This is a genomic window from Vibrio rhizosphaerae, assembly GCF_024347095.1.
Lineage (GTDB): Bacteria > Pseudomonadota > Gammaproteobacteria > Enterobacterales > Vibrionaceae > Vibrio > Vibrio rhizosphaerae.
The window spans coordinates 2,817,516-2,837,891 of sequence record NZ_AP024903.1 but is presented as its reverse complement, the minus strand read 5'-3'; the positions used below and the strand labels follow the sequence as shown (position 1 = coordinate 2,837,891).

Genomic DNA, 20,376 nt, shown 5'->3' with positions numbered 1-20,376 from the left:
CATGCTTGAGCGTTACCAATCAACATCATACGAATCACCAGAGAAGGTCATCAAACGAATGAAATCATTTACAGTGAACGGCAAAATCATGCGTTATCAGGATGTCGGAACGGGCGAGGTGTTGCTGTTCGGTCATAGCTACCTGTGGAATAGTCAGATGTGGCAGCCACAAGTTGCAGCGTTGAGCCAGAATTATCGATGTATCGTTCCGGATCTATGGTCACATGGTCAATCTGACGCTGCCCCTGATGGTGTGCATTCGCTGAAAGATTATGCTGAACATATGTTGGCGCTCATGGATCATCTTGCGATTGAGTCATTCTCTGTGATCGGATTATCGGTCGGCGGGATGTGGGGAAGCGAATTAGCGTTGCTGGCTCCTGAGCGGGTGAAGGCGTTGGTTTTGATGGATACCTTTATCGGGCTTGAACCTGAAGTGATGCATGCCAAATATTTTGCAATGCTTGATGCCGCAATTGCAACGCAGTCTTTTCCTGAGTCCATTATTCCACAGGTCGTCCCGATGTTTTTCTCCGACCATACTTTACAGCAACGGCCAGAACCCGAATTTGTGACTGCGTTTCGAACGTTTTTGATGACAACATCGGGTCCGCAGGTTGTTGATATCGCACGAATCGGTAAGATCGTGTTTGATCGCCGGGATCTGCTGGATGACATCCATCATCTGGAACTGCCAGTATTGATTATGGTGGGTGAGCAGGATAAGCCCCGGCCGGTGTTAGAGTCATATCTGATGCAAGATGCGATTGCTGGCAGTCAGCTGATTGTGATTCCTCAGGCGGGACATATCAGTAATCTGGAGCAACCTGAGTTCGTGACGCAAGCGTTGCAGGGGTTCTTCGATACATTGGTCGATGAATGACCGACACACTTTATACTGGCACATGACATCGCAAAGTTTTTCTGACGAGCTTGCCAATTCAATCTGATCTAATAAAGAGGCCACTGTCGGTAGGCAGTGGCCTCCATTATGTCATCAGTTTTTTTCACCGACTTTGGGTTCTGTCCCGTTGAGCAGACGTTTAATATTTTCCTGATGGCGGAACACAATCAGACAACATAGCATGGCGACAGGCAGGGTATAATTGGGTTTGATCATCCAAGTGTATAGTGGTGCGACGAATACGGTGACCAAGGCCGCTAATGAAGAATACCGGGAGATAAGCAAAGTCATCAGCCAGGTCGCCATCACAACGCCAGTTAAGTCCAGTCCGATTGGTGCGATTGCGCCTAATGCTGTCGCAACCCCTTTTCCCCCTCTGAAATGGAAGAAAATAGGATAAATATGGCCTAAACAGGCGGCAATTGCGATAACGCCGAGCAGAAAAGGCGTGACTCCCAGAAAGTAGCTTCCCCAGACCGGAATTGTCCCTTTCAGCATATCGCATAGCAGAACGATGACGGCTGCTTTTTTCCCGCCGACTCTTAAAACATTTGTTGCACCCGGATTATGCGACCCGGACTCTCTGGGGTCGGGAAGCCGGAATAAACGACACACGAGCACAGCACTTGAAATTGAACCAAGCAGGTAAGCTGAAATAATGATCAGAAGTATCAATGGCGTCATTTGGCCCCTGAGCTGTACGCAAGTTTAGGTGTTTGTTTATATCGATAAAAATCTATATTAATTTCGCATCTTGAAATCATTTAAGTATATGATAATCACTATACCTAAGTCATCCTAATGAGGCTTGGGTATATACCAAAATGATCTTAAAATACGGTTTTAGACCCAATCATGTGTGATGCAGCTATGATGCTCGCTTGCCGGGCATCTTTGGGTTCATATTTGGTGAAAATACAGGACGATTTTTTATCTTAATTCAATATTTGAGATAGAAATATGGCGAGATAATCAATGGATAAAGTATTTATAGAACAGCTAGTTGTTGTCACAACGATTGGTGTTTACGACTGGGAACAGCAGATTAAGCAGAAGCTCGTTTTTGATGTTGAGATGGCGCATGATAATCGCCCGGCCGGACAGAGTGATGATGTCGCCGATGCGTTGGATTATGCGCAGGTCAGTCAAAAAATAATTCAACATGTTGAAAATGGTCGCTTTCTACTGATCGAACGGGTTGCTGAAGAAGTGGCTCATTTAATCATGACAACATTTTCTGTGCCTTGGATTCGGATCCGTCTGACCAAACCCGGTGCAGTCCCTCAGGCCTCTGGGGTTGGGGTCGTCATCGAAAGGGGACAGCTATGACGCTGGTTTATGTCGGTGTCGGTTCCAATATCGACCGGCATAAGCATGTCGAAGTCGCTGTCAGTGAGCTAAAAAAGTTGGGGGAACAACTGCGTCTTTCAACAATTTATGAGTCGCCATCTCAAGGTTTTCAGGGCGGGGCATTTTTCAATTTAGTGATTGAAATGCATACAGAACTTTCATTAACCAAGTTTGTCAGAATGCTGAAGGATATTGAGCTAAACTGGGGACGGCAGCCTGATGCGCAAAAATATCAGGATCGGACGCTGGATCTCGATATCATCTTATTTGGTGATGTTGTTAGCTCCGAAGCCCCGCAGTTGCCTCGCCAAGATATTTATCAATATCCGTTTGTGATTCAGCCGCTTTTTGAACTATGCCCGGAGCTTGTATTACCGGGTGATGGACGAAGTATTCGGCAAATTTGGCTGAAGGCTGACAATCTAGAAGTTTTGAAACCTGTAGAATTCTGGTTCTCTGCAACTGATTTTCCCAACATGAAGAGTAAGTAATGGAATTAATTCATAGTGTTATACTTGGTTTGGTTGAGGGCATTACCGAGTTTTTGCCTATTTCATCAACCGGACATTTAATTATTGTCAGCGATTGGCTTGGTATCCCCCAAACTGAGGGAAATAAAGCTTTTGAAGTGATTATTCAGCTTTCTGCGATTTTAGCGGTGCTGACGAATTATAAAGAACGTTTCCATCCCCGATATATTGCGTTGTGGACCAAAGTTTTTATCGCATTTTTACCCATCGCAGCTATCGGTTTTCTATTTCAAAATCAGGTGAAAGCTTTGTTTACTATTCAGGTGGTCCCGATCATGTTTATTCTTGGTGGGATTATTTTTCTGATTGTTGAGCGTTTCCTGAAAAATCATGCTCCGACGGCTGAAACATTGGATCAGATCACCTATCGACAGTCGATTTGGATTGGGATTGCTCAGGTATTTGCATTGATACCGGGCACCAGTCGGGCCGGTTCTACGATTGTCGGTGCTTTACTTGTAGGGGTGAGTCGTAAAGCGAGTGCTGAATTCTCATTTTTGCTGGCCTTGCCGGTGATGTTTGCTGCCAGTGGTTTGGATCTGTGGAAACATCATCAGAGCTTTCAAGGTGAGAGTGCATTACCTCTGATTGTCGGTTTTATCACGTCTTATATCGCCGCGTGGGTGGTCATGAAGGTATTTCTCGCTTTTCTGAATCGCTTTACATTCAATGCGTTTGGTATTTATCGCATCATTTTCGGTGGTATTTTACTGTACTGGGCTTATTAATTGTGGCGAACCGTTGTGTCGTGAGACCTGCCGGTCAGCAAGTTGCCCTTTAAGCGACTTATGGTATAAGAGGGAAGTTCTTTTCGGTCAGTTTTGATAGACTTCCCGATCATCTATTTGAAATCACAAGTGGGCGTCATGCGAGTATTTGCTGTTACACTGACTCTATTTTTAATGCTGTTCCAGTATTCATTGTGGTTTGGCAAAAATGGTGTTGCTGATTTTCATCGGATCTCTGATGAAATCCAAACCCAGCATACGGTCAATGTGAATTTACAAAAACGAAATAAAGAAATGTATGCAGAAATCGATGATTTACGTCAGGGGCTGGATGCCATTGAAGAAAGAGCAAGGCATGAGCTTGGCATGGTGAAAGAAGGAGAAACATTTTACCGTGTTATCAACGAGGATCATCCCTAAATGACTCAAGAACAGATTTCAGTGGTTATTCCTGCCGCCGGGGTTGGCCGCCGGATGTTAACCGATAAACCGAAACAGTATTTGACGATTCACGGCAAAACAATTCTGGAGCATACGGTTGCGAAGCTGCAAGCTCATCAACAAGTTAACCGGATTGTCATTGCCGTCAGTGATGATGATCCTTATTTCAGTCAACTCCCTCTCGCTTCTGATCCCGATATTGTTCGGGTCTCCGGTGGTCAGGAACGCTCAGACTCTGTGTTTGCGGCGCTTGATTATCTCGTGAAATCTGCACCGACGACTTGGGTCATGGTGCATGATGCTGCGCGTCCCTGTGTTCGTTTGAGTGATATTGACCGTCTGATTGCAGCGGTCATTTCTCATGATGTCGGCGGAATACTGGCAGCACCGGTCCGGGATACAATGAAGCGGTCGAATCTCAACCAAGATATTGTTGGTACCGTAGAGCGAGAGAACCTTTGGCACGCATTAACGCCACAAATGTTTCGAACCGTTGAATTGCATCGGGCTTTATCCCGGGTGATTGCTCAGCATATCGCCGTGACGGATGAAGCCTCGGTTATGGAATGGCATGGTGATCAACCCCGAATCGTGGTGGGGCGTGCCGATAATATTAAGATTACGCAGCCCGAAGATTTAGTGCTGGCTGAGTTTTATCTCAGCCGGGAAGAGCAAAGCTTGAAAGCGGAATCCCCTAAAGAATAAAGCAGAGTAAGGAATGGTTATGTTTAGAATTGGTCATGGGTTTGACGTGCATAAATTTGGCGGCGAAGGGCCAATCATGATTGGTGGTGTGTCTATCCCTTATGAACAGGGATTATTGGCTCATTCCGATGGCGATGTTGCTTTACACGCATTAACCGATGCTTTGCTCGGCGCCATTGCTGCCGGGGATATCGGGCGCCACTTTCCAGATACGGACGAACAGTGGAAAGGTGCTGATAGTCGAGAGTTGTTACGGTGTGTTTATCAGAAAATCATCGCACACGGCTATCGATTGGGGAACGCCGATATTACGATTATTGCTCAGGCTCCGAAAATGGCACCCTATATTGACCAAATGCGGGCTTTGATCGCCGATGATTTGGCAACCGATATCAGCCATGTCAATGTGAAAGCCACCACAACAGAACGATTGGGATTTACCGGACGTAAAGAAGGGATTGCCTGTGAAGCTGTTGTGTTACTGATGAAGTAAGTAATTCACTCATTTTTTTGTCATAAATTCAGTTGTAAATAACCCTGTCAGGGGGATGGCTTGACCATCATAGCGAGGATATCCGAATGGATGATGTTTTAGCCAATCTGGCTTATTTGTATGGCAAGCCGGTTGCAAAAGCAAAAATCAAAGTAAAACCAGAACATTTTATCGTCACAGAAGATCTCGGATTTCCACTGGATGGGCTGGGCGAGCACCTGATGGTCCGCATTCGCAAAACCGGAGAAAATACCAGCTTTGTCGCCAATGAGTTAGCCAAAGCATGTGGCGTGAAGTCAAGAGATGTGAGCTGGGCGGGTTTAAAAGATCGTCATGCGGTCACTGAGCAGTGGTTGAGTGTTCACTTACCTAAAGGAGAGACACCAGATTTTTCTGCCTTTCTGACGCGTTATCCCCACATTGAAATCCTTGAAACGACTCGCCATCAGCGCAAATTAAGACCCGGCGATCTGCGCGGCAATCATTTTCAGATTACGTTAACAGAGGTCTCGGATATCGCGGATGTCGAGCAACGGTTGAATCTGATTCGTGAACGGGCCGTTCCCAACTATTTCGGAGCACAACGTTTCGGTCATCAGGGGAATAATCTCGATGAAGCGCGGCGCTGGGGCCGGGAGAATGTCCGTTCCCGCAACCAGAATCAGCGCAGTCTTTATCTCTCTGCCGCACGTTCATGGATCTTTAACCAGATTGTCTCCGAGCGGATTGCAAAGGATTGCTTTGATCATTTGATCGAGGGCGACATTGTGCTCCACGGTGATGAATCGCTCCGGGTTGAAGGTGAAGCCATGCTGGCTCAGTGGCAGGTGCTGGTCACGCAGGGCAAAGCCGGAATCTCGGCAGCGTTAGCGGGAGACAACGCACTACCGACTGCCGGTGATGCTCTTGCGATAGAACAGCAATGTGTTGATAGCGAACCTGACTTCATGAAATTGATTCGAAACAACCGTATGAGGCATGAAAGGCGGAATGTTGCTCTCAAACCTCAGCAACTGGATTGGAAGCTGGGAAAAAATGAGGTTATATTGAATTTTTCGCTTGATGCGGGATGCTTTGCAACTTCTTTATTACGAGAGCTAGTTGAAGAAATACCAGTGGAAAGGGAGTTCTAACTGATGAAAATTTTGTTGAGCAATGATGATGGCGTCTATGCTCGGGGAATTAATACGTTAGCTGAATCATTGTCTGATTTAGCCGACGTTGTGGTTGTTGCTCCTGACCGGAATCGCTCCGGGGCTTCCAATTCTTTGACTCTGGAGCAACCGCTTCGTATCCAGCAAATTGCATCGGCAGTCTATTCTGTTCAGGGGACCCCAACGGATTGTGTTCACTTTGCTTTGAATGAATTAATGAAAGATGATTTACCTGATCTGGTCTTAAGCGGTATTAATCACGGTGCGAATTTAGGTGATGATGTCTTTTATTCGGGGACGGTTGCCGCAGCGATGGAAGGACATTTTCTCGGGGTACAATCAATCGCATTCTCTTTGGTGGGTGAAACTCATTTTGATACGGCTGCTCATATTGCCCGCCAGATTGTGAAGCAACACTTACATGCTCCGATTCCGACCAATCGTTTACTGAATGTGAATATCCCTGATCGACCGTTGGAACAAATTAACGGCATGAAAGTGACCCGCTTGGGCGCTCGCCATCATGCGGAGAGTATGATTCGGCAGAAAGATCCGCGAGGTCATGACATCTACTGGCTCGGACCTCCGGGAAGAGAGCAGGATGCAGGAGAAGGCACGGATTTCTACACAATTGATCATGGATTTGTTTCTATCTCACCGCTGCAAGTTGATCTGACTGCCCATGAGTCGATCAATGCGATGACAGATTGGTTGGAAAGGTAGCTGACATGTCAAATTCACTCGCTGATAAGTTGATCGACTTTCTTGTCAGAAACGGCATTGAAGATTTACGTGTTCTGGACATTATGCGTGAATTACCGAGAGAGAATTTCGTTTCACAGGCCATGGTTCATCAGGCGTATGAGAATAATGCATTACCGATCGGTTTGGGGCAGACGATTTCTCAGCCTTATATTGTTGCCAAGATGACCCAACTGTTAGCTTTGACACCCACAAATCGGGTTCTGGAAGTTGGTACGGGGTCAGGGTATCAGACCGCGGTATTGGCACGTTTAGTTGAGCATGTCTGCTCAATTGAACGCATTAAAACGTTGCAATGGGAAGCAAAGCGTCGTCTAAGACAACTGGATATTTATAATGTATCCATGAAACATGGCGACGGCTGGCAGGGATGGCATACCAAGGCACCTTTTGATGCCATTATTGTCACCGCTGCGGCTTCTGAAATACCTCAAGCGTTGTTGGATCAGTTGGCTGACGGGGGACGATTGGTGATCCCTGTCGGTAGTGATGAGCAACAATTGCTGAGGATCACCCGGAATGGCGAGTCATTTCATTCAGAAATCGTTGAAATGGTCCGGTTCGTTCCTTTAGTGGCAGGTGACTTAGCCTAACGATGAGAAGCAGCATCAGACTTTTAATTTTGGCAGTTTTATCAATCTATCTGATGGGATGTGTCGCGACATCACCCGCGCCGGTGTCTGACGTAAAGAAGGCTTCCCGGGGAAGTTACCGAGGGAGTTACTATCAAGTTAAGAAAGGAGATACACTTTACTTTATTGCTTACCTTACCGATAAAAATGTCGAAGATTTGATCAGTTATAACCACCTTTCTCCCCCTTATATCATCTATCCCGGTCAGAAAATTCATTTATGGAAACCTGCTTACACTCCGCCTTCTTACGGCAAGTCTCAGTCTGCTGTGACGAGTAAAAATGGGATAGGGATCAAAGGTTCTGATGAAGTGTTAACTAATGTCTCATTAAAAGATTCTAAGAATAAGCAAATCTCTAACAATTTAGAGAATAAATATGACAAAGTTAAAAAACCGCCAGGTAAAAGTATTGAATCTTCACAATCAAAGGGGTATGGTGAATCCGCAAGTAAAAAAAATGTTAATTCTAATTTACTAACTACTAATTTAGCACATACCACAAAAATTGATAGGTGGTTATGGCCAACCAAAGGGAGGGTTATCCGACAATTTTCAGCTATTGATCAGGGAAATAAAGGGATTGATATTGCAGGACAGCGAGGTCAGTCCGTTGTGTCTTCGGCAGCAGGAACCGTGGTTTACTCGGGGAATGCCTTAAGAGGATACGGAAATCTTGTGATCATTAAGCATAATGATAAATATCTTAGCGCGTATGCGCACAATGATCGGTTGCTAGTGAGTGAGGGACAAAGTGTAAAAGCTGGCCAGAAAATCGCAACGATGGGAAGTTCCGGTACCAGCAGTGTTCGTTTACATTTTGAAATCCGCTATCAGGGTAAGCCAGTGAATCCAAAGCGCTACTTACCATAAGTATTTGAATTGATAAGCGTAAGCACCATATAGCGACATTAAAAGTAGTAGTGTCTTGCTAGCTCGCCAGGGGGAGGCATCATGAGTAAAAGCAATTCAGTAACTAAGGTCGATCAATTTGATTTTGATTCAGAAGCGTTTGATCTCAATACATTGGACAATGAGGTCAGTTCCGACGCTGTTTCGGTCGAAACTCGGGAAGATTATGAAGTCACTTCTAAGAGTTTGGACGCAACTCAACTCTATTTAGGCGAAATTGGTTTTTCTCCTTTGTTGACCGCAGAGGAAGAAATCTTGTACGCGCGCCGGGCTCTCCGAGGTGATGAGGCCGCCCGTAAACGGATGATTGAGAGTAATTTACGTCTCGTTGTCAAAATATCTCGCCGGTATAGTAACCGTGGTCTGGCTTTGCTGGACTTAATCGAAGAAGGTAACCTCGGGTTGATTCGGGCCGTTGAAAAGTTTGATCCTGAAAGAGGATTTCGTTTTTCTACGTATGCAACCTGGTGGATCCGGCAAACGATAGAACGGGCACTGATGAATCAAACCAGAACGATTCGTTTACCTATTCACGTTGTCAAAGAACTAAATATTTATTTACGTACAGCACGTGAGCTGTCACAAAAACTAGACCATGAACCGACAGCCGAAGACATTGCGTTGGAGCTGGATAAATCGGTTGATGATGTCAGTAAGATGCTCCGTCTGAACGAACGTATTAGTTCCGTTGATACGCCAATTGGTGGTGATGGTGATAAAGCATTGTTGGATATTATTCCCGATGCCAAACACTATGATCCAGAATATTCGACAGAAGATGATGATATTAAGTCTTCACTCCTACATTGGTTAGATGAACTGAATCCGAAACAAAAAGAAGTGTTGGCAAGACGCTTTGGCTTGCTCGGATATGAACCATCCACTTTAGAAGAGGTTGGTAAAGAAATAAATCTAACCCGTGAACGGGTTCGCCAAATTCAAGTCGAAGGACTACGCCGTTTGAGAGAAATTTTACTTAAACAAGGCTTGAATATGGAGTCTTTATTCGATGTAGAAAGTGAAGAATAAAAACGTCATTTAAAAAATTAGTAACCGATCATTTTAAGCGAAACCCCGTTTGTACGGGGTTTCTGTTTTCAGGCGTTCTTCCCGAACGATATTATAGCTTTCTCACGTCTGAGTGAGAGACATTACAGGCACTGGTATTCCACTTCTCGCCTATCTTCTTCGACTCACCCTGACCTTTCTGAATACCGACATACTCAACACAGACTTTGGGTTTGCCGGTTTTGTAGTTTTTGATTTTCAGGTTTCTGATGGTTGCTGAATCCCGGTAGTTGCCGTTCATCCCTGCAATCGACCCGATTTTAGCATTGACGGTTACGCCATTGATTGAGAGATAACGGGGACCACCATTGTTGGTACAGTTGCCGCAAGAGCGGTACAGTTTTCCGTGTTCGCCAGTGAGGGTAAAGTTACCGCGAATTTCGGTGGTACTGTTTTTCGAGTTGTGTTGGAACACTTTGTCGGGTTTACCACCCGGGCCGTTGGCACTGTTGTGTGCAACTCCGCCGATAATGGTCATTTTTTTACCATTATTGGTTGCGGCATCTTCACAGATCTCTTCCCAAATCACGTTTTGTAGAGTGCAGTTACCTGACTCACAGTGAATACCGTCTGCTCCGCCAGTTCTGGAGATTCGGACATTTTTAACCGTTGCATTGTGTAGGGTCAGCACCGCTTTTTGGCCTTCAGCATCACCATTACAATTCAATCCGATGGTCTTTCCTTGGCAGTCGACCGTTTTATTTTTGATGACTGCACCGGCATAGCACTCAGATGAGCTGGCCATGGCTAAGCTGGTTGTTAAATAAGATGCCTCACTGGCATTGGTACTGGAGTCATTTGAGGCAAATACGTGGTCTTGATCGTCTACAGCCCTCACTTGGTAATAGTAATCGGTATAACCATCTGCTGTTGTATCTTCAAACGTTCTTTCATCCGGATTCAGAACTGCAATTCTTTCTCCTTCGTCGGATAACGTTGACTTCCGGTAAACTTCTTGACGAACAATACTGTCATGATCAGATGACCAGCTCAGAATCGTTTGTGCGTCGTTTTGGTTTTGATAGAGCATCAGTGTCATATCGCTTGCGAGTGCAAACTGGCATGACAGTAATGAAAGTAGAACCACCGTTGCGCGATGAATCATAATATGTTCCCTTCTGCTTTTTATATGTACAGGATATGGATTCTTATCATAAATACACTGAGCCTATGAAACGCTCGATTTTATAAATATCACTCGCAACATAAAAAATCCAAAACAATGTTTCATTTTGTTCATTTATTGAATCCTTGATCATCTTATTTTGAAATTCTCATTTTTGTTACTTGCAATATTGATGGATTGTGAATGGTGTCGTTGTGGAATGTTGTGAGTGATGTGCACCAAACTAAAACGTTGATTGCACCCCCTGCACAGATTTGAATCACCGGGAGAGTTGGAATCAGTCAGATATTGTTTTTGTTATTTAAAAACAATTGTTTGCGTTGTGTTTTGTGCTGAGGTGTTGTGGAATAAATTATGCTTGTTATCTATAAATCAGCACAAATTGTTCCCACAACAATAAGGATAAGGTGACATGATGAAAGCGCTCATTATCGGGGCAGGAATCGGGGGGATGTCTGCCGCTGCTGCACTGAAACGCAATGGAATCACATGTGAAATTTATGAAGCAGTCAGAGAGATTAAACCGGTAGGGGCGGCGATTTCTGTGTGGTCTAATGGCGTGAAATGTATGCATCATCTCGGTATGGGCGATATTGTTGAAGCACTGGGTGGACCGATGCACTACATGTCTTATCAGGATGGTTTTTCTGGTGCCGCCATGACTCGTTTTAGTCTGATGCCATTGGTTGATGAAGTCGGTGCAAGACCTTGTCCGGTTTCACGGGCTGACTTACAAGCCAGTATGCTGGACTGGTGGGGGCGGGATCTGATTCATTTCGGTAAGCGGGTTGAACGGGTTGAACAAACCACGGAAGGGGTAACGGCTTGGTTCGCGGATGGAACGGTTGCCGAGGGGGATTTTTTGATTGCTGCGGACGGCACACATTCGGTAGTTCGGGCCGATGTTTTAGGTTATACGGTTGAACGACGATATGCAGGTTATGTCAACTGGAATGGATTGATTGAGATCGATACAGCGATTGCTCCCGCAGATCAATGGACGACTTTTGTCGCTGAGGGCAAGCGGGTTTCGGTGATGCCGATTGCTGACAATCGATTTTATTTCTTCTTTGATGTCCCTTTACCGAAAGGATTACCGGAAGATCGGACGACGCTGAAAGCCGACTTACGTCGTTATTTTCGGGATTGGGCACCGAGCGTTCAGACTCTGATTGAGCAGATCAATCCTGAAACAACCAACCGGATTGAGATCCATGATATCGACCCTTTTGAACCGTTGGTTCATGGCCGAATCGCCTTACTGGGAGATGCCGGGCACAGTACCACTCCCGATATTGGTCAGGGAGGATGTGCAGCGATGGAAGATGCCGTGGTTTTAGGACTGTCCCTATCACAACATCATGATATTGAAACAGCATTACTACATTATCAAAATGAACGATTAGAACGAGTGAAATCACTGGTTTTAAAAGCTAGAAAACGATGTGATATTACCCACGGCAAGAAAATGGAGCAGACGTTGGCTTGGTATAAGTCATTAAAAACGGAAACGGGGCAACATATTCTTGAGGGGCTCAGAGACACTATCGTGGCGGGGCCGTTGGGATAACAATGGCGACATACCACCTGAATGACGGAAACAAGACCATTCTTCGTCATTCAGGTGGTATGTGGTGAGGCGTTACGCTATGCGGAGCGCTCGACCGGATAGGATGATACCGGCTGATCCGGTAACGTGATGATAAAAGTACTCCCCTGACCGAATTGGCTTTCACAGTGTATTTTTCCGTGCAGAATATCTTTGACAATGTTATGCGCAATACTGAGTCCCAATCCACTGCCCCCATGGCCTCGTTTGGTGGTAAAAAAAGGTTCAAAGAGCTTGGGCATGTCTTGGGGCGGGATACCCGTACCGTTATCGGTGACGGTGATTAGATTTTTTCCTTGCTCTTTGTGAGCTGAAATCGTGACTTGTCCGCTGATCGTGTCAGTTTGTTCACCATCGGGGGAAGAAAATGCATGAGTGAGGCTATTGGTGATCAAAATCGTCAGCACTTGAGCTAATGCACCCGGACAGGTAATCAGGTGAAGATCTTGCTCAATGCTGATAGAAAGGGTGTGAGGCGTTTTCTTAAAATTGGGTTGCATGGTTGCCACGATCTTTGCGAGATATTCTTGTACAGAAATCGTCCGGTAGTCCGGGCTCGATTGATCAACGGCGATTTCTTTAAAATTAGAAATGAGCTTGGACGCTTGTTTCAATTGTGAACTCATTAAGTCTGTCGCTTGTTTGGCATCCTCAACAAAATCGATAAGCGCATTTCGGGTCAGCTGACCGGATTGTACTTTGGTATATAGCTCTTGGACTTCTTCATGGAGGTGGGAGGTTCCGGTAATGGCAATGCCTAATGGCGTGTTAATTTCATGTGCAACCCCGGCAACTAATCCACCTAATGCTGCCATTTTTTCTGACTCCACAAGTTCACGTTGGGTTCTTTTGAGATTCTCAAGTGTGGTTTGTATCTCTTGATTGGCCCGTTGCAGAGCAATGGTTCTGGCAACAACCCGCTGTTCCAGCGTTTCATTTAGCTCTTGGAGTTCAACTGTTCTTTCGGCGACTTTATCTTCCAGTTCGTTATTGGTGGTCAGCAAATTCTCAGCAAGGTTATTAAAACTGCGTGCCAGTTCATTCAGCTCCTTCGCTTGAGTCGGACTGACTTTCGCTCTCAACTGATGTTCTCCGAGACGAATTCTGCGACTATCGGTTGCCAGTTTGACAATCGGAGATGAAATCGCCCGTCCAAGCGCCTGACCAATCATGATCGCGATGATTCCCAACACACATGCCGCGATCATCAGCAAATATTGATAATGCTTCATCGGTTGCATGATTTCATGTTGATCGACCTTCACGATGATGGTCCAGTTTAATGCTTTCAAATAACGCGCTACAGCGATTACATCGGTATTGCGATAGTCATTTGACCGAATTATATCTTGGGTATGATGTTCAATCGCCTGAACCAGTGAGTCACTGTTGACGAGAGCAAAAGATGTTGCATCCTCGGGTTTGATTAGATGCTGAGGGTAACGCAGAGGCGTGACATAGACTAACTTCCCGGCTTGGTTTTCAGTAAAGAGTACGGTCTCCCCAGAGACGCCCATGCCTGTGTAACTTTGCGTACTGTTCAGAAGTTCATCGGCTGCCAGTGTTACCACCATGACAGCGATTTTTTCATTTTGAAGGAGCAGCGGGGACTCGATGTGTACGTACAGTCCTCCGTTTAAGTCACGGGTCATGGTCTTCAATATAATATCGCTTTGACTGTGGTCAGTCAGATGAAGTGTGGCTGCGACTTTATTGGATTGATTCGGTGCTGTCCGGGTGATGATTTCACCATTGAGTTTTTTCAGCTGAATTAACTTCACTTTTGAGACGGCATTGATGGCATCTTCAATGATACTGTCTATTTTTTGTAAGGATTGCGGATTGGGATTGCGTAAATACTCGTGAAGACTTAAACGCAACTGCGTTCTGCTTGCAATCAAGGCGACCCGATCTTTCCATGCATGAATGAGATTATTGAGTTGGTCTTGCTGGTTGGTTGCAACCACATTTAAGAGCTTATCCACCGATTGATTGAGTAGCTTTGCACCCGCTTGATTTGAGATGTAGCCAAATGCTCCCATACATAAGAACACCAGAAGTAAGCAAAAAATTGTGATTCGGTAATAGATAGACATGTGCTATCTCCAGTCATCGCAGCTGAGAATCATAAGGGTCTAGTTGCTATCCACTCAGTTATGTAAAAGTTTATTCATATACTAAAATTGATTAACAAAGCAGCAAAAATCAAGTTCCACATGATGAATGGACGAATGAAAAGTGATCAGATTTGGTTGGGATCAGCGAGGTAGGGAAAATGTCAGAGCAGGATATGCTATTTGATGAGTCGGGTAATCTCAGTCAATCAGCGCCAACGAATGCATCTAATGAGGCGCCTTCAAAGTGGAAAATCCTGATTGTCGATGATGAGGAGGGGGTCCACACAATCACGAAGCTCGCTTTGAATCGGACTCAATTCGCCGGGAAAGGACTCTCATTTCTCAGTGCATATAATGTGGCTCAGGCAAAAAAAATTCTGTCATCTGAAAACGATATTGCCGTCATTTTATTGGATGTGGTGATGGAAACGGAAGAGGCCGGTCTGGAAGTCGCTGAATATATTCGTGATGTACTGAACAACCATCTGATTCGGATTATTTTGCGGACCGGTCAGCCGGGGACTATTCCGGAAAAAGATATTATTGAACAGTATGATATTAATGATTATCGGGAGAAGACCGAACTGACCAAACGTAAACTGCATTCGACTGTTTATACGGCGTTGCGCTCCTATCGTGACATGTTGGCTCTAGAAAATCACAAGATCGGTCTGGAAAAAGTCATTGCTGCAACAGCCAATATCCTCAAACAAAAATCAATGGCAAGTTTTGCTCAAGGTGTGTTGGAGCAAGTCTCATCGTTACTGTATATGAATGACGGAACCATGCAGCCGGAAATTAAAGGCGTACTGGCTGAAAAAGATAGCGATGATGTACATGTGCTGGCTCAGGTCGGCGATGTCTCCGCGCAAGCGTTTCAATCATCAATCTCTCAGGAAGAGCTCGATGTGATTGAGGACAGTGATCAGGCGCTTCATTACCAAGAAGACAATATTTGCCATATTTCCAAGATGAATGGTGTGGAGACCATCCTGAATATTACCGGGAAACATGAGTTCAAAGATGTTGATGTTCATCTTATCGAGATGTTCTGTAATAACATGGCAATCGCTTTGGATAATTTACGGCTCAATGATAGTTTGAGAAATACGCAAAAAGAGATTGTTTATGCGATCTGTGGGCTGGCTGAAAGTCGCTCTAAAGAAACGGGGAACCATGTCCGGCGCGTTGCTTATTATTCCCGGCTCATGGCGGAAGAGATTGGTTTGAGCCCGAACCAGTGTGAAGAACTTTTCTATGCGGCCCCACTCCATGATATCGGTAAAATTAGTGTGCCTGACTACATTTTGAATAAGCCGGATAGATTGAATGATGAAGAATGGGAACTGATGAAAAAGCATACCACTGTGGGTGAAAATTGTTTGAAGTGTTCCCATCAGCCTGTCATGCAAGCCGGGGCAATCATTGCCAGTCAGCACCATGAAAACTGGAATGGTCACGGCTACCCGCAAGGCCTGTCCGGTACGGATATCCATATTTATGGTCGTATTGTTGCGTTGGCGGATGTTTTTGATGCGTTGGCCAGCAAGCGTTGTTATAAAGAACCCTGGGGTGAAGAAGAGATTGTCGCTTATATTCATAAACAGTCAGGGGTGAAGTTTGATCCACAATTGGTTGAAATCTTTGAGCGCCGACAAGCGGACTTTTTCCGGATTCTTCAAGAGTATGACGATAATCAGTCATATCTGTCCTCAGTATAATCAACGGATGCGGGAACCCAATTGAAAAGCGCAGCCGAATGGCTGCGCTTTGGTTTTGGTCATTAGAGATAACGTTTCAGTTGATAGAGCTGTTCGAGCGCTTGTCTCGGAGTGAGACTGTCAGGATCGAGTTCGGCAAGGCGTTTCTCAACTTCAGATGGCTCCGGCATCAGGCTCAGTTGGTTGGCAATATCAACCATTGGTGATTGTTTGGTCCGTTTGCCATCCAACTGGTGACTTTGCTCTAGCTGGGATAGTTTCATCCGGGCATTTTTAATGACGGCTTTGGGGACTCCGGCGAGACCGGCAACCGCGAGTCCGTAGGATTTACTGGCTGCGCCTTCTTGTACTGCGTGCATAAATGCAATGCTATCGCCATGTTCAACGGCATCAAGGTGGACATTGGCCAGATGCGGCAATAAATCAGGGAGTTCGGTTAATTCGAAATAGTGTGTGGCAAATAATGTTAACGCGCCAATTTCAGTTGCCAGCCATTCAGCACTGGCCCAGGCCAGAGAAAGACCATCGTAGGTGCTGGTCCCCCGTCCGATTTCATCCATCAAGACTAAACTGCACTGGGTAGCATTGTGTAAAATATTGGCGGTTTCTGTCATCTCAACCATGAAGGTTGAACGCCCTGAAGCCAGATCATCCGAGGCACCAATACGAGTGAAAATACGATCCATCAGGCCAATTTGGGCCGATTCAGCCGGGACGTAACAGCCAATATGCGCCATTAAAGCAATCAGCGCGGTTTGGCGCATATAGGTTGATTTCCCTCCCATGTTGGGACCGGTAATAATCAACATCTTGCGTTGCGGGTGGAGTGCCACCGGATTGGCAATAAAGGGATCCTGCATCACTTGTTCGACAACCGGATGACGGCCAGATTGAATATGGATGCCCGGCTCATTCGTCAGTTCAGGACGGCAGTAATCGAGCGTATCAGCGCGTTCTGCCAGATTTTGCAGTACGTCCAGTTGGGAAACGGCAGCAGAGAGTTCCTGCAGCCGGGCCAGATCAGGCAATAATTGGTCAAATAATGCTTCCCAGAGTTGTTTCTCCAGTGCCAGTGCTTTTGATTTCGAGTTCAGCACTTTATCTTCATGTTCTTTGAGCTCGGGAATGATATAGCGCTCTGCATTTTTCAAAGTTTGACGACGCACATAATGCGGTGGTACCAGATGGCTTTGTCCACGGCTGACCTGAATATAAAAACCATGGACATTGTTATAACCGACTTTCAGCGTATCAATCCCGTGACGCTCCCGCTCGTCATGTTCGAGTTGTTCCAAGTATTCGGTGGCACCATCGGCCAGATTACGCCATTCATCCAGTTCGGCATGATAGCCGGGTGCGATAACCCCCCCATCGCGGATGACGACCGGTGGATTTTCGACAATGGCCTGTTCCAGCAAGGTGGCGACTGACTCGATCGGTTGACAGTCTTGAGCCAGTTGCTGTAGATGCGGATGGCTCAGTGACGACAGACTGGTCTGTAATGCCGGGAGTTGATGAAGCGCATGACGCAGCCGGGCCAGATCTCTCGGGCGGGCTGAACGGATGGCTAAACGAGCCAGAATCCGCTCGATATCACCAATCTGTTTTAAGACCGGTTGCACATCACTGAAAATTCCCTGCTCTTTGAGTTCTCCAATCGCATCAAGCCGGTGATTCAGCACTTCAATCTGACGCATCGGTTGGTGAAGCCACCGTTTGAGCATCCGGCTACCCATCGGGGTGGCACAGTGATCGAGAATTTCCGCCAGTGTGTGTTCCGTTCCCCCGGATAGATTTTGGGTTAGCTCCAGATTCCGTCGGGTAGCCGCGTCCATAATCACGGTTGTGTCTTGGCGATCATAGGTCAGGGAACGAATATGCGGCAGGGCCGTTCTTTGCGTATCTTTCACGTATTGAATGAGACAACCGGCCGCGCACAGGCCTTTTTCCGCATTCTCGACCCCGAATCCGATTAAATCTTTGGTGCCGAACTGTTGATTTAACTGCTGTCTGGCCGTTTCCAGTTCAAATTCCCATACCGGGCGGCGACGGTTTCCTTTCCGGCTGCCCATCAGATGAACGGCTTGAAAGTCCTCAGGAAAGAGCAGCTCTTTTGGCGTGGTTCGCTGTAACTCGGCTGCCATAGCTTCTTCACTGTCCAGCTCACAGAGCTGAAAACGGCCCGACGTCATATCTAGGGTGGCATAACCAAATTGCTGGCCTTGTTGGTATATCGCCGCGATCAGGTTGTCGAGTCGTTCAGGGAGTAGCGCTTCGTCAGTGATGGTTCCCGGTGTAACGATGCGGACAACCTTTCGTTCTACCGGGCCTTTACTGGTCGCGGGATCACCGATTTGCTCACAAATAGCAACGGACTCACCGAGCTGAACCAGCTTGGCCAAATACCCTTCAACTGCATGGAAAGGGACGCCCGCCATGGGGATCGGTTCTCCGGCTGATGCCCCCCGTTTGGTGAGAGAGATGTCGAGCAATTGCGACGCACGTTTCGCATCATCATAAAATAGTTCGTAAAAGTCCCCCATACGATAAAACAGCAAAATATCAGGATTTTCGGCCTTGAGCTTCAGATATTGTTGCATCATGGGCGTATGTTTACTTTCTGGTGCTTTATTGGCGGTGGGATGTTCGATCATGTTTTATATTCAATACCAATTGGTCGTGATAAATGACTCACCGGGAAATTCCACAATTGGGGATGTGCTGGTGGCCGGAATCATAATGATGAAGCTTTGCGCTCGGAATCATGACACACGAGTGCTGAGCAATGGGTGAAAAGAATAGCAAACCTGCGATGAAGAGCGCAACAAACGCTTCGACTAAGGGGGGATGAAACGTTTGTGCGCTCTGTGAATATATCTGAGAGAGGCACAATACCTCTCTCTGGCGCGCGGAGATTATTTCAGTTCGCTCGGCAAGTCGGCAATATAGACCGCCGGTACGCCTTCAAAATCACTGGTAAACAACACGCCCTGATCATTGGGTGTGAATGAAGGGTGGGGATGGGTGATTTGGCGGTCACCATCGAGCACCTGCCAGGATGTACTATGCTTGGCTAGCCGGGCAAATGTTTTCTTACGGGTATCGAGAATATAAAGAAATGGATCATTCTCGATATTATAGCTATCCGTGTCATTGACATCCGGTGGTGTATCACAGCCGTCCCCGACCATCAGCGACCCGTCAAAGTTACTCATTAAGTGAGAGCATGGCGGCATTTCCATCACCACTTCATTCTTGAGTGTTTGAGGATCAACCCGGCAGATCACCCGTTCGGTTTGTCCTTTCATATACGAGACATAAGCCATCGCACTGCCGTCAGGAATCCAAAATTCGTGGGTACAGGATTCTCCCGGCGCATGAGATTTCACTTTCCGGACATGATTGCCGTCACCATCGACCAGCCACATTCTGGCATCGACGAGATCATGCGGCCCTTCATGACAGAATCCGATCGTATCATCATCAAATGGACGATAAATCGGGTGACCGAGCCAGGCATCTTCCTGATGGATAACTTTGACATTGCCAGTGGCAATATCGACCTGAATCAGGCGGCAGGTTGGATTGGTATGATAAAACTCAGCAAATTTTTCCCATGAGGTCAGTGGTTGCCAGCTATCTTTATGGATTTCGATCCCGACCAGCTTAGTACAAGAGGAATTGGCAACCCAAGTGCCGTAACCTTTCCACATCTCATCGACAGTATAAATTCGAGTTTCTTCGAGCGTCTCGAAATCAACCTTCATCAAATTGCGTTCATTTTTGACGTAGAAGAAGCTCCGGTCATCGGATGAAATAAAACCACCAAACGTGTTGTCGCCGGGGCCTTCTGTTAATTGTGTTGCTTGTTGCGTGGTCAGATCGACCAAATAGTAATTGCGGTTCGTGTCGAAGTCCCCGGCAAATAACAGTTTTTGCCCGTCTTCAGTAAAGCACTTTTGATAAAAATAGTTGCGATGACAGATGACATCTTTGGGAGTCAGTCGCGTCACTTTGACCTGTGTATCTGAGTCGATGAAGCTTTCAAAATCAAGGCTGATGACATCACCTTTAGCCATGAATATTCTCCTGTTCTGTCAGGCTGCCACGTCGGTGGCAGCCTTT

Annotated in this window: 19 protein-coding genes; 14 read left to right on the top strand and 5 right to left on the bottom strand. The window is 46.1% G+C overall.

The genetic code is table 11. From position 1 onward, the window contains the following. Positions 1-58: 58 nt before the first annotated feature. On the top strand, positions 59-883 hold the full coding sequence (locus OCV37_RS12345) for an alpha/beta fold hydrolase (protein ID WP_038183838.1): 825 nt from the start codon (positions 59-61) through the stop codon (positions 881-883). Between the two features lie 114 nt (positions 884-997). Here the strand turns inward: OCV37_RS12345 and plsY are convergent, their stop codons facing one another. Further along, entirely contained in the window at positions 998-1,588 is a 591-nt protein-coding gene (gene plsY / locus OCV37_RS12340; protein ID WP_038183058.1) for a glycerol-3-phosphate 1-O-acyltransferase PlsY, read from the bottom strand. A gap of 291 nt (positions 1,589-1,879) precedes the next feature. Here plsY and folB point away from each other — a divergent pair, with 291 nt between their 5' ends. From folB to rpoS, 11 genes are all read left to right on the top strand, one after another. Continuing rightward, positions 1,880-2,233: a bifunctional dihydroneopterin aldolase/7,8-dihydroneopterin epimerase gene (gene folB / locus OCV37_RS12335; protein ID WP_038183063.1), complete on the top strand. Its 354-nt coding sequence runs from the start codon at positions 1,880-1,882 to the stop codon at positions 2,231-2,233. After that, the gene (gene folK, locus OCV37_RS12330) at positions 2,230-2,745 is read left to right on the top strand and encodes a 2-amino-4-hydroxy-6-hydroxymethyldihydropteridine diphosphokinase (RefSeq protein ID WP_038183065.1); all 516 of its coding nucleotides are present in this window, start codon (positions 2,230-2,232) and stop codon (positions 2,743-2,745) included. The genes folB and folK overlap by 4 nt, the downstream gene beginning before the upstream one ends. Beyond that, positions 2,745-3,512 carry an undecaprenyl-diphosphate phosphatase gene (locus OCV37_RS12325; RefSeq protein ID WP_038183068.1) on the top strand — a complete coding sequence of 256 codons (768 nt, stop codon included), beginning with the start codon at positions 2,745-2,747 and terminating at the stop codon, positions 3,510-3,512. Before folK ends, OCV37_RS12325 begins: the two co-directional genes overlap by 1 nt. A 138-nt stretch (positions 3,513-3,650) precedes the next feature. Next, complete coding sequence (gene ftsB / locus OCV37_RS12320) at positions 3,651-3,932, top strand: cell division protein FtsB (RefSeq protein ID WP_038183072.1); 282 nt, start codon at positions 3,651-3,653, stop codon at positions 3,930-3,932. Next, on the top strand, positions 3,933-4,658 hold the full coding sequence (gene ispD, locus OCV37_RS12315) for a 2-C-methyl-D-erythritol 4-phosphate cytidylyltransferase (RefSeq protein ID WP_038183075.1): 726 nt from the start codon (positions 3,933-3,935) through the stop codon (positions 4,656-4,658). It abuts the gene before it with no gap. Positions 4,659-4,677: 19 nt separating this feature from the next. Continuing rightward, positions 4,678-5,151, top strand: coding sequence for a 2-C-methyl-D-erythritol 2,4-cyclodiphosphate synthase (gene ispF, locus OCV37_RS12310; protein WP_038183077.1), 474 nt, complete (start codon positions 4,678-4,680; stop codon positions 5,149-5,151). A gap of 86 nt (positions 5,152-5,237) precedes the next feature. Then, positions 5,238-6,284 (top strand): tRNA pseudouridine(13) synthase TruD, encoded by a 1,047-nt coding sequence (gene truD, locus OCV37_RS12305; RefSeq protein ID WP_038183080.1) that lies wholly within the window; start codon positions 5,238-5,240, stop codon positions 6,282-6,284. Between the two features lie 3 nt (positions 6,285-6,287). Next, positions 6,288-7,028: a 5'/3'-nucleotidase SurE gene (gene surE / locus OCV37_RS12300; RefSeq protein ID WP_038183082.1), complete on the top strand. Its 741-nt coding sequence runs from the start codon at positions 6,288-6,290 to the stop codon at positions 7,026-7,028. A gap of 5 nt (positions 7,029-7,033) precedes the next feature. After that, a complete protein-coding gene (locus tag OCV37_RS12295; RefSeq protein ID WP_038183084.1) occupies positions 7,034-7,660 on the top strand; it encodes a protein-L-isoaspartate(D-aspartate) O-methyltransferase in 627 nt (208 codons plus the stop codon). 2 nt (positions 7,661-7,662) lie between these two features. Further along, positions 7,663-8,571 (top strand): peptidoglycan DD-metalloendopeptidase family protein, encoded by a 909-nt coding sequence (locus OCV37_RS12290; RefSeq protein ID WP_038183086.1) that lies wholly within the window; start codon positions 7,663-7,665, stop codon positions 8,569-8,571. 81 nt (positions 8,572-8,652) lie between these two features. Next, complete coding sequence (gene rpoS, locus OCV37_RS12285; protein WP_038183088.1) at positions 8,653-9,639, top strand: RNA polymerase sigma factor RpoS; 987 nt, start codon at positions 8,653-8,655, stop codon at positions 9,637-9,639. A 91-nt stretch (positions 9,640-9,730) separates the two neighbouring features. Here the strand turns inward: rpoS and OCV37_RS12280 are convergent, their stop codons facing one another. After that, positions 9,731-10,783: a pectate lyase gene (locus tag OCV37_RS12280; protein WP_038183089.1), complete on the bottom strand. Its 1,053-nt coding sequence runs from the start codon at positions 10,781-10,783 to the stop codon at positions 9,731-9,733. Between the two features lie 433 nt (positions 10,784-11,216). Here OCV37_RS12280 and hpxO point away from each other — a divergent pair, with 433 nt between their 5' ends. Continuing rightward, positions 11,217-12,374 (top strand): FAD-dependent urate hydroxylase HpxO, encoded by a 1,158-nt coding sequence (hpxO, locus tag OCV37_RS12275; RefSeq protein WP_211252071.1) that lies wholly within the window; start codon positions 11,217-11,219, stop codon positions 12,372-12,374. 77 nt (positions 12,375-12,451) lie between these two features. Here hpxO and OCV37_RS12270 read toward each other — a convergent pair whose 3' ends face one another. Further along, positions 12,452-14,509: a sensor histidine kinase gene (locus tag OCV37_RS12270; RefSeq protein WP_051680681.1), complete on the bottom strand. Its 2,058-nt coding sequence runs from the start codon at positions 14,507-14,509 to the stop codon at positions 12,452-12,454. A gap of 179 nt (positions 14,510-14,688) precedes the next feature. Here OCV37_RS12270 and OCV37_RS12265 point away from each other — a divergent pair, with 179 nt between their 5' ends. Beyond that, positions 14,689-16,251 (top strand): HD domain-containing phosphohydrolase, encoded by a 1,563-nt coding sequence (locus OCV37_RS12265; protein ID WP_038183091.1) that lies wholly within the window; start codon positions 14,689-14,691, stop codon positions 16,249-16,251. A 62-nt stretch (positions 16,252-16,313) separates the two neighbouring features. Here OCV37_RS12265 and mutS read toward each other — a convergent pair whose 3' ends face one another. Both mutS and OCV37_RS12255 read right to left on the bottom strand, forming a co-directional pair. Beyond that, on the bottom strand, positions 16,314-18,905 hold the full coding sequence (mutS, locus tag OCV37_RS12260; RefSeq protein WP_038183093.1) for a DNA mismatch repair protein MutS: 2,592 nt from the start codon (positions 18,903-18,905) through the stop codon (positions 16,314-16,316). Positions 18,906-19,166: 261 nt separating this feature from the next. Next, entirely contained in the window at positions 19,167-20,330 is a 1,164-nt protein-coding gene (locus tag OCV37_RS12255; RefSeq protein WP_038183095.1) for an oligogalacturonate lyase family protein, read from the bottom strand. Positions 20,331-20,376: the final 46 nt, after the last annotated feature.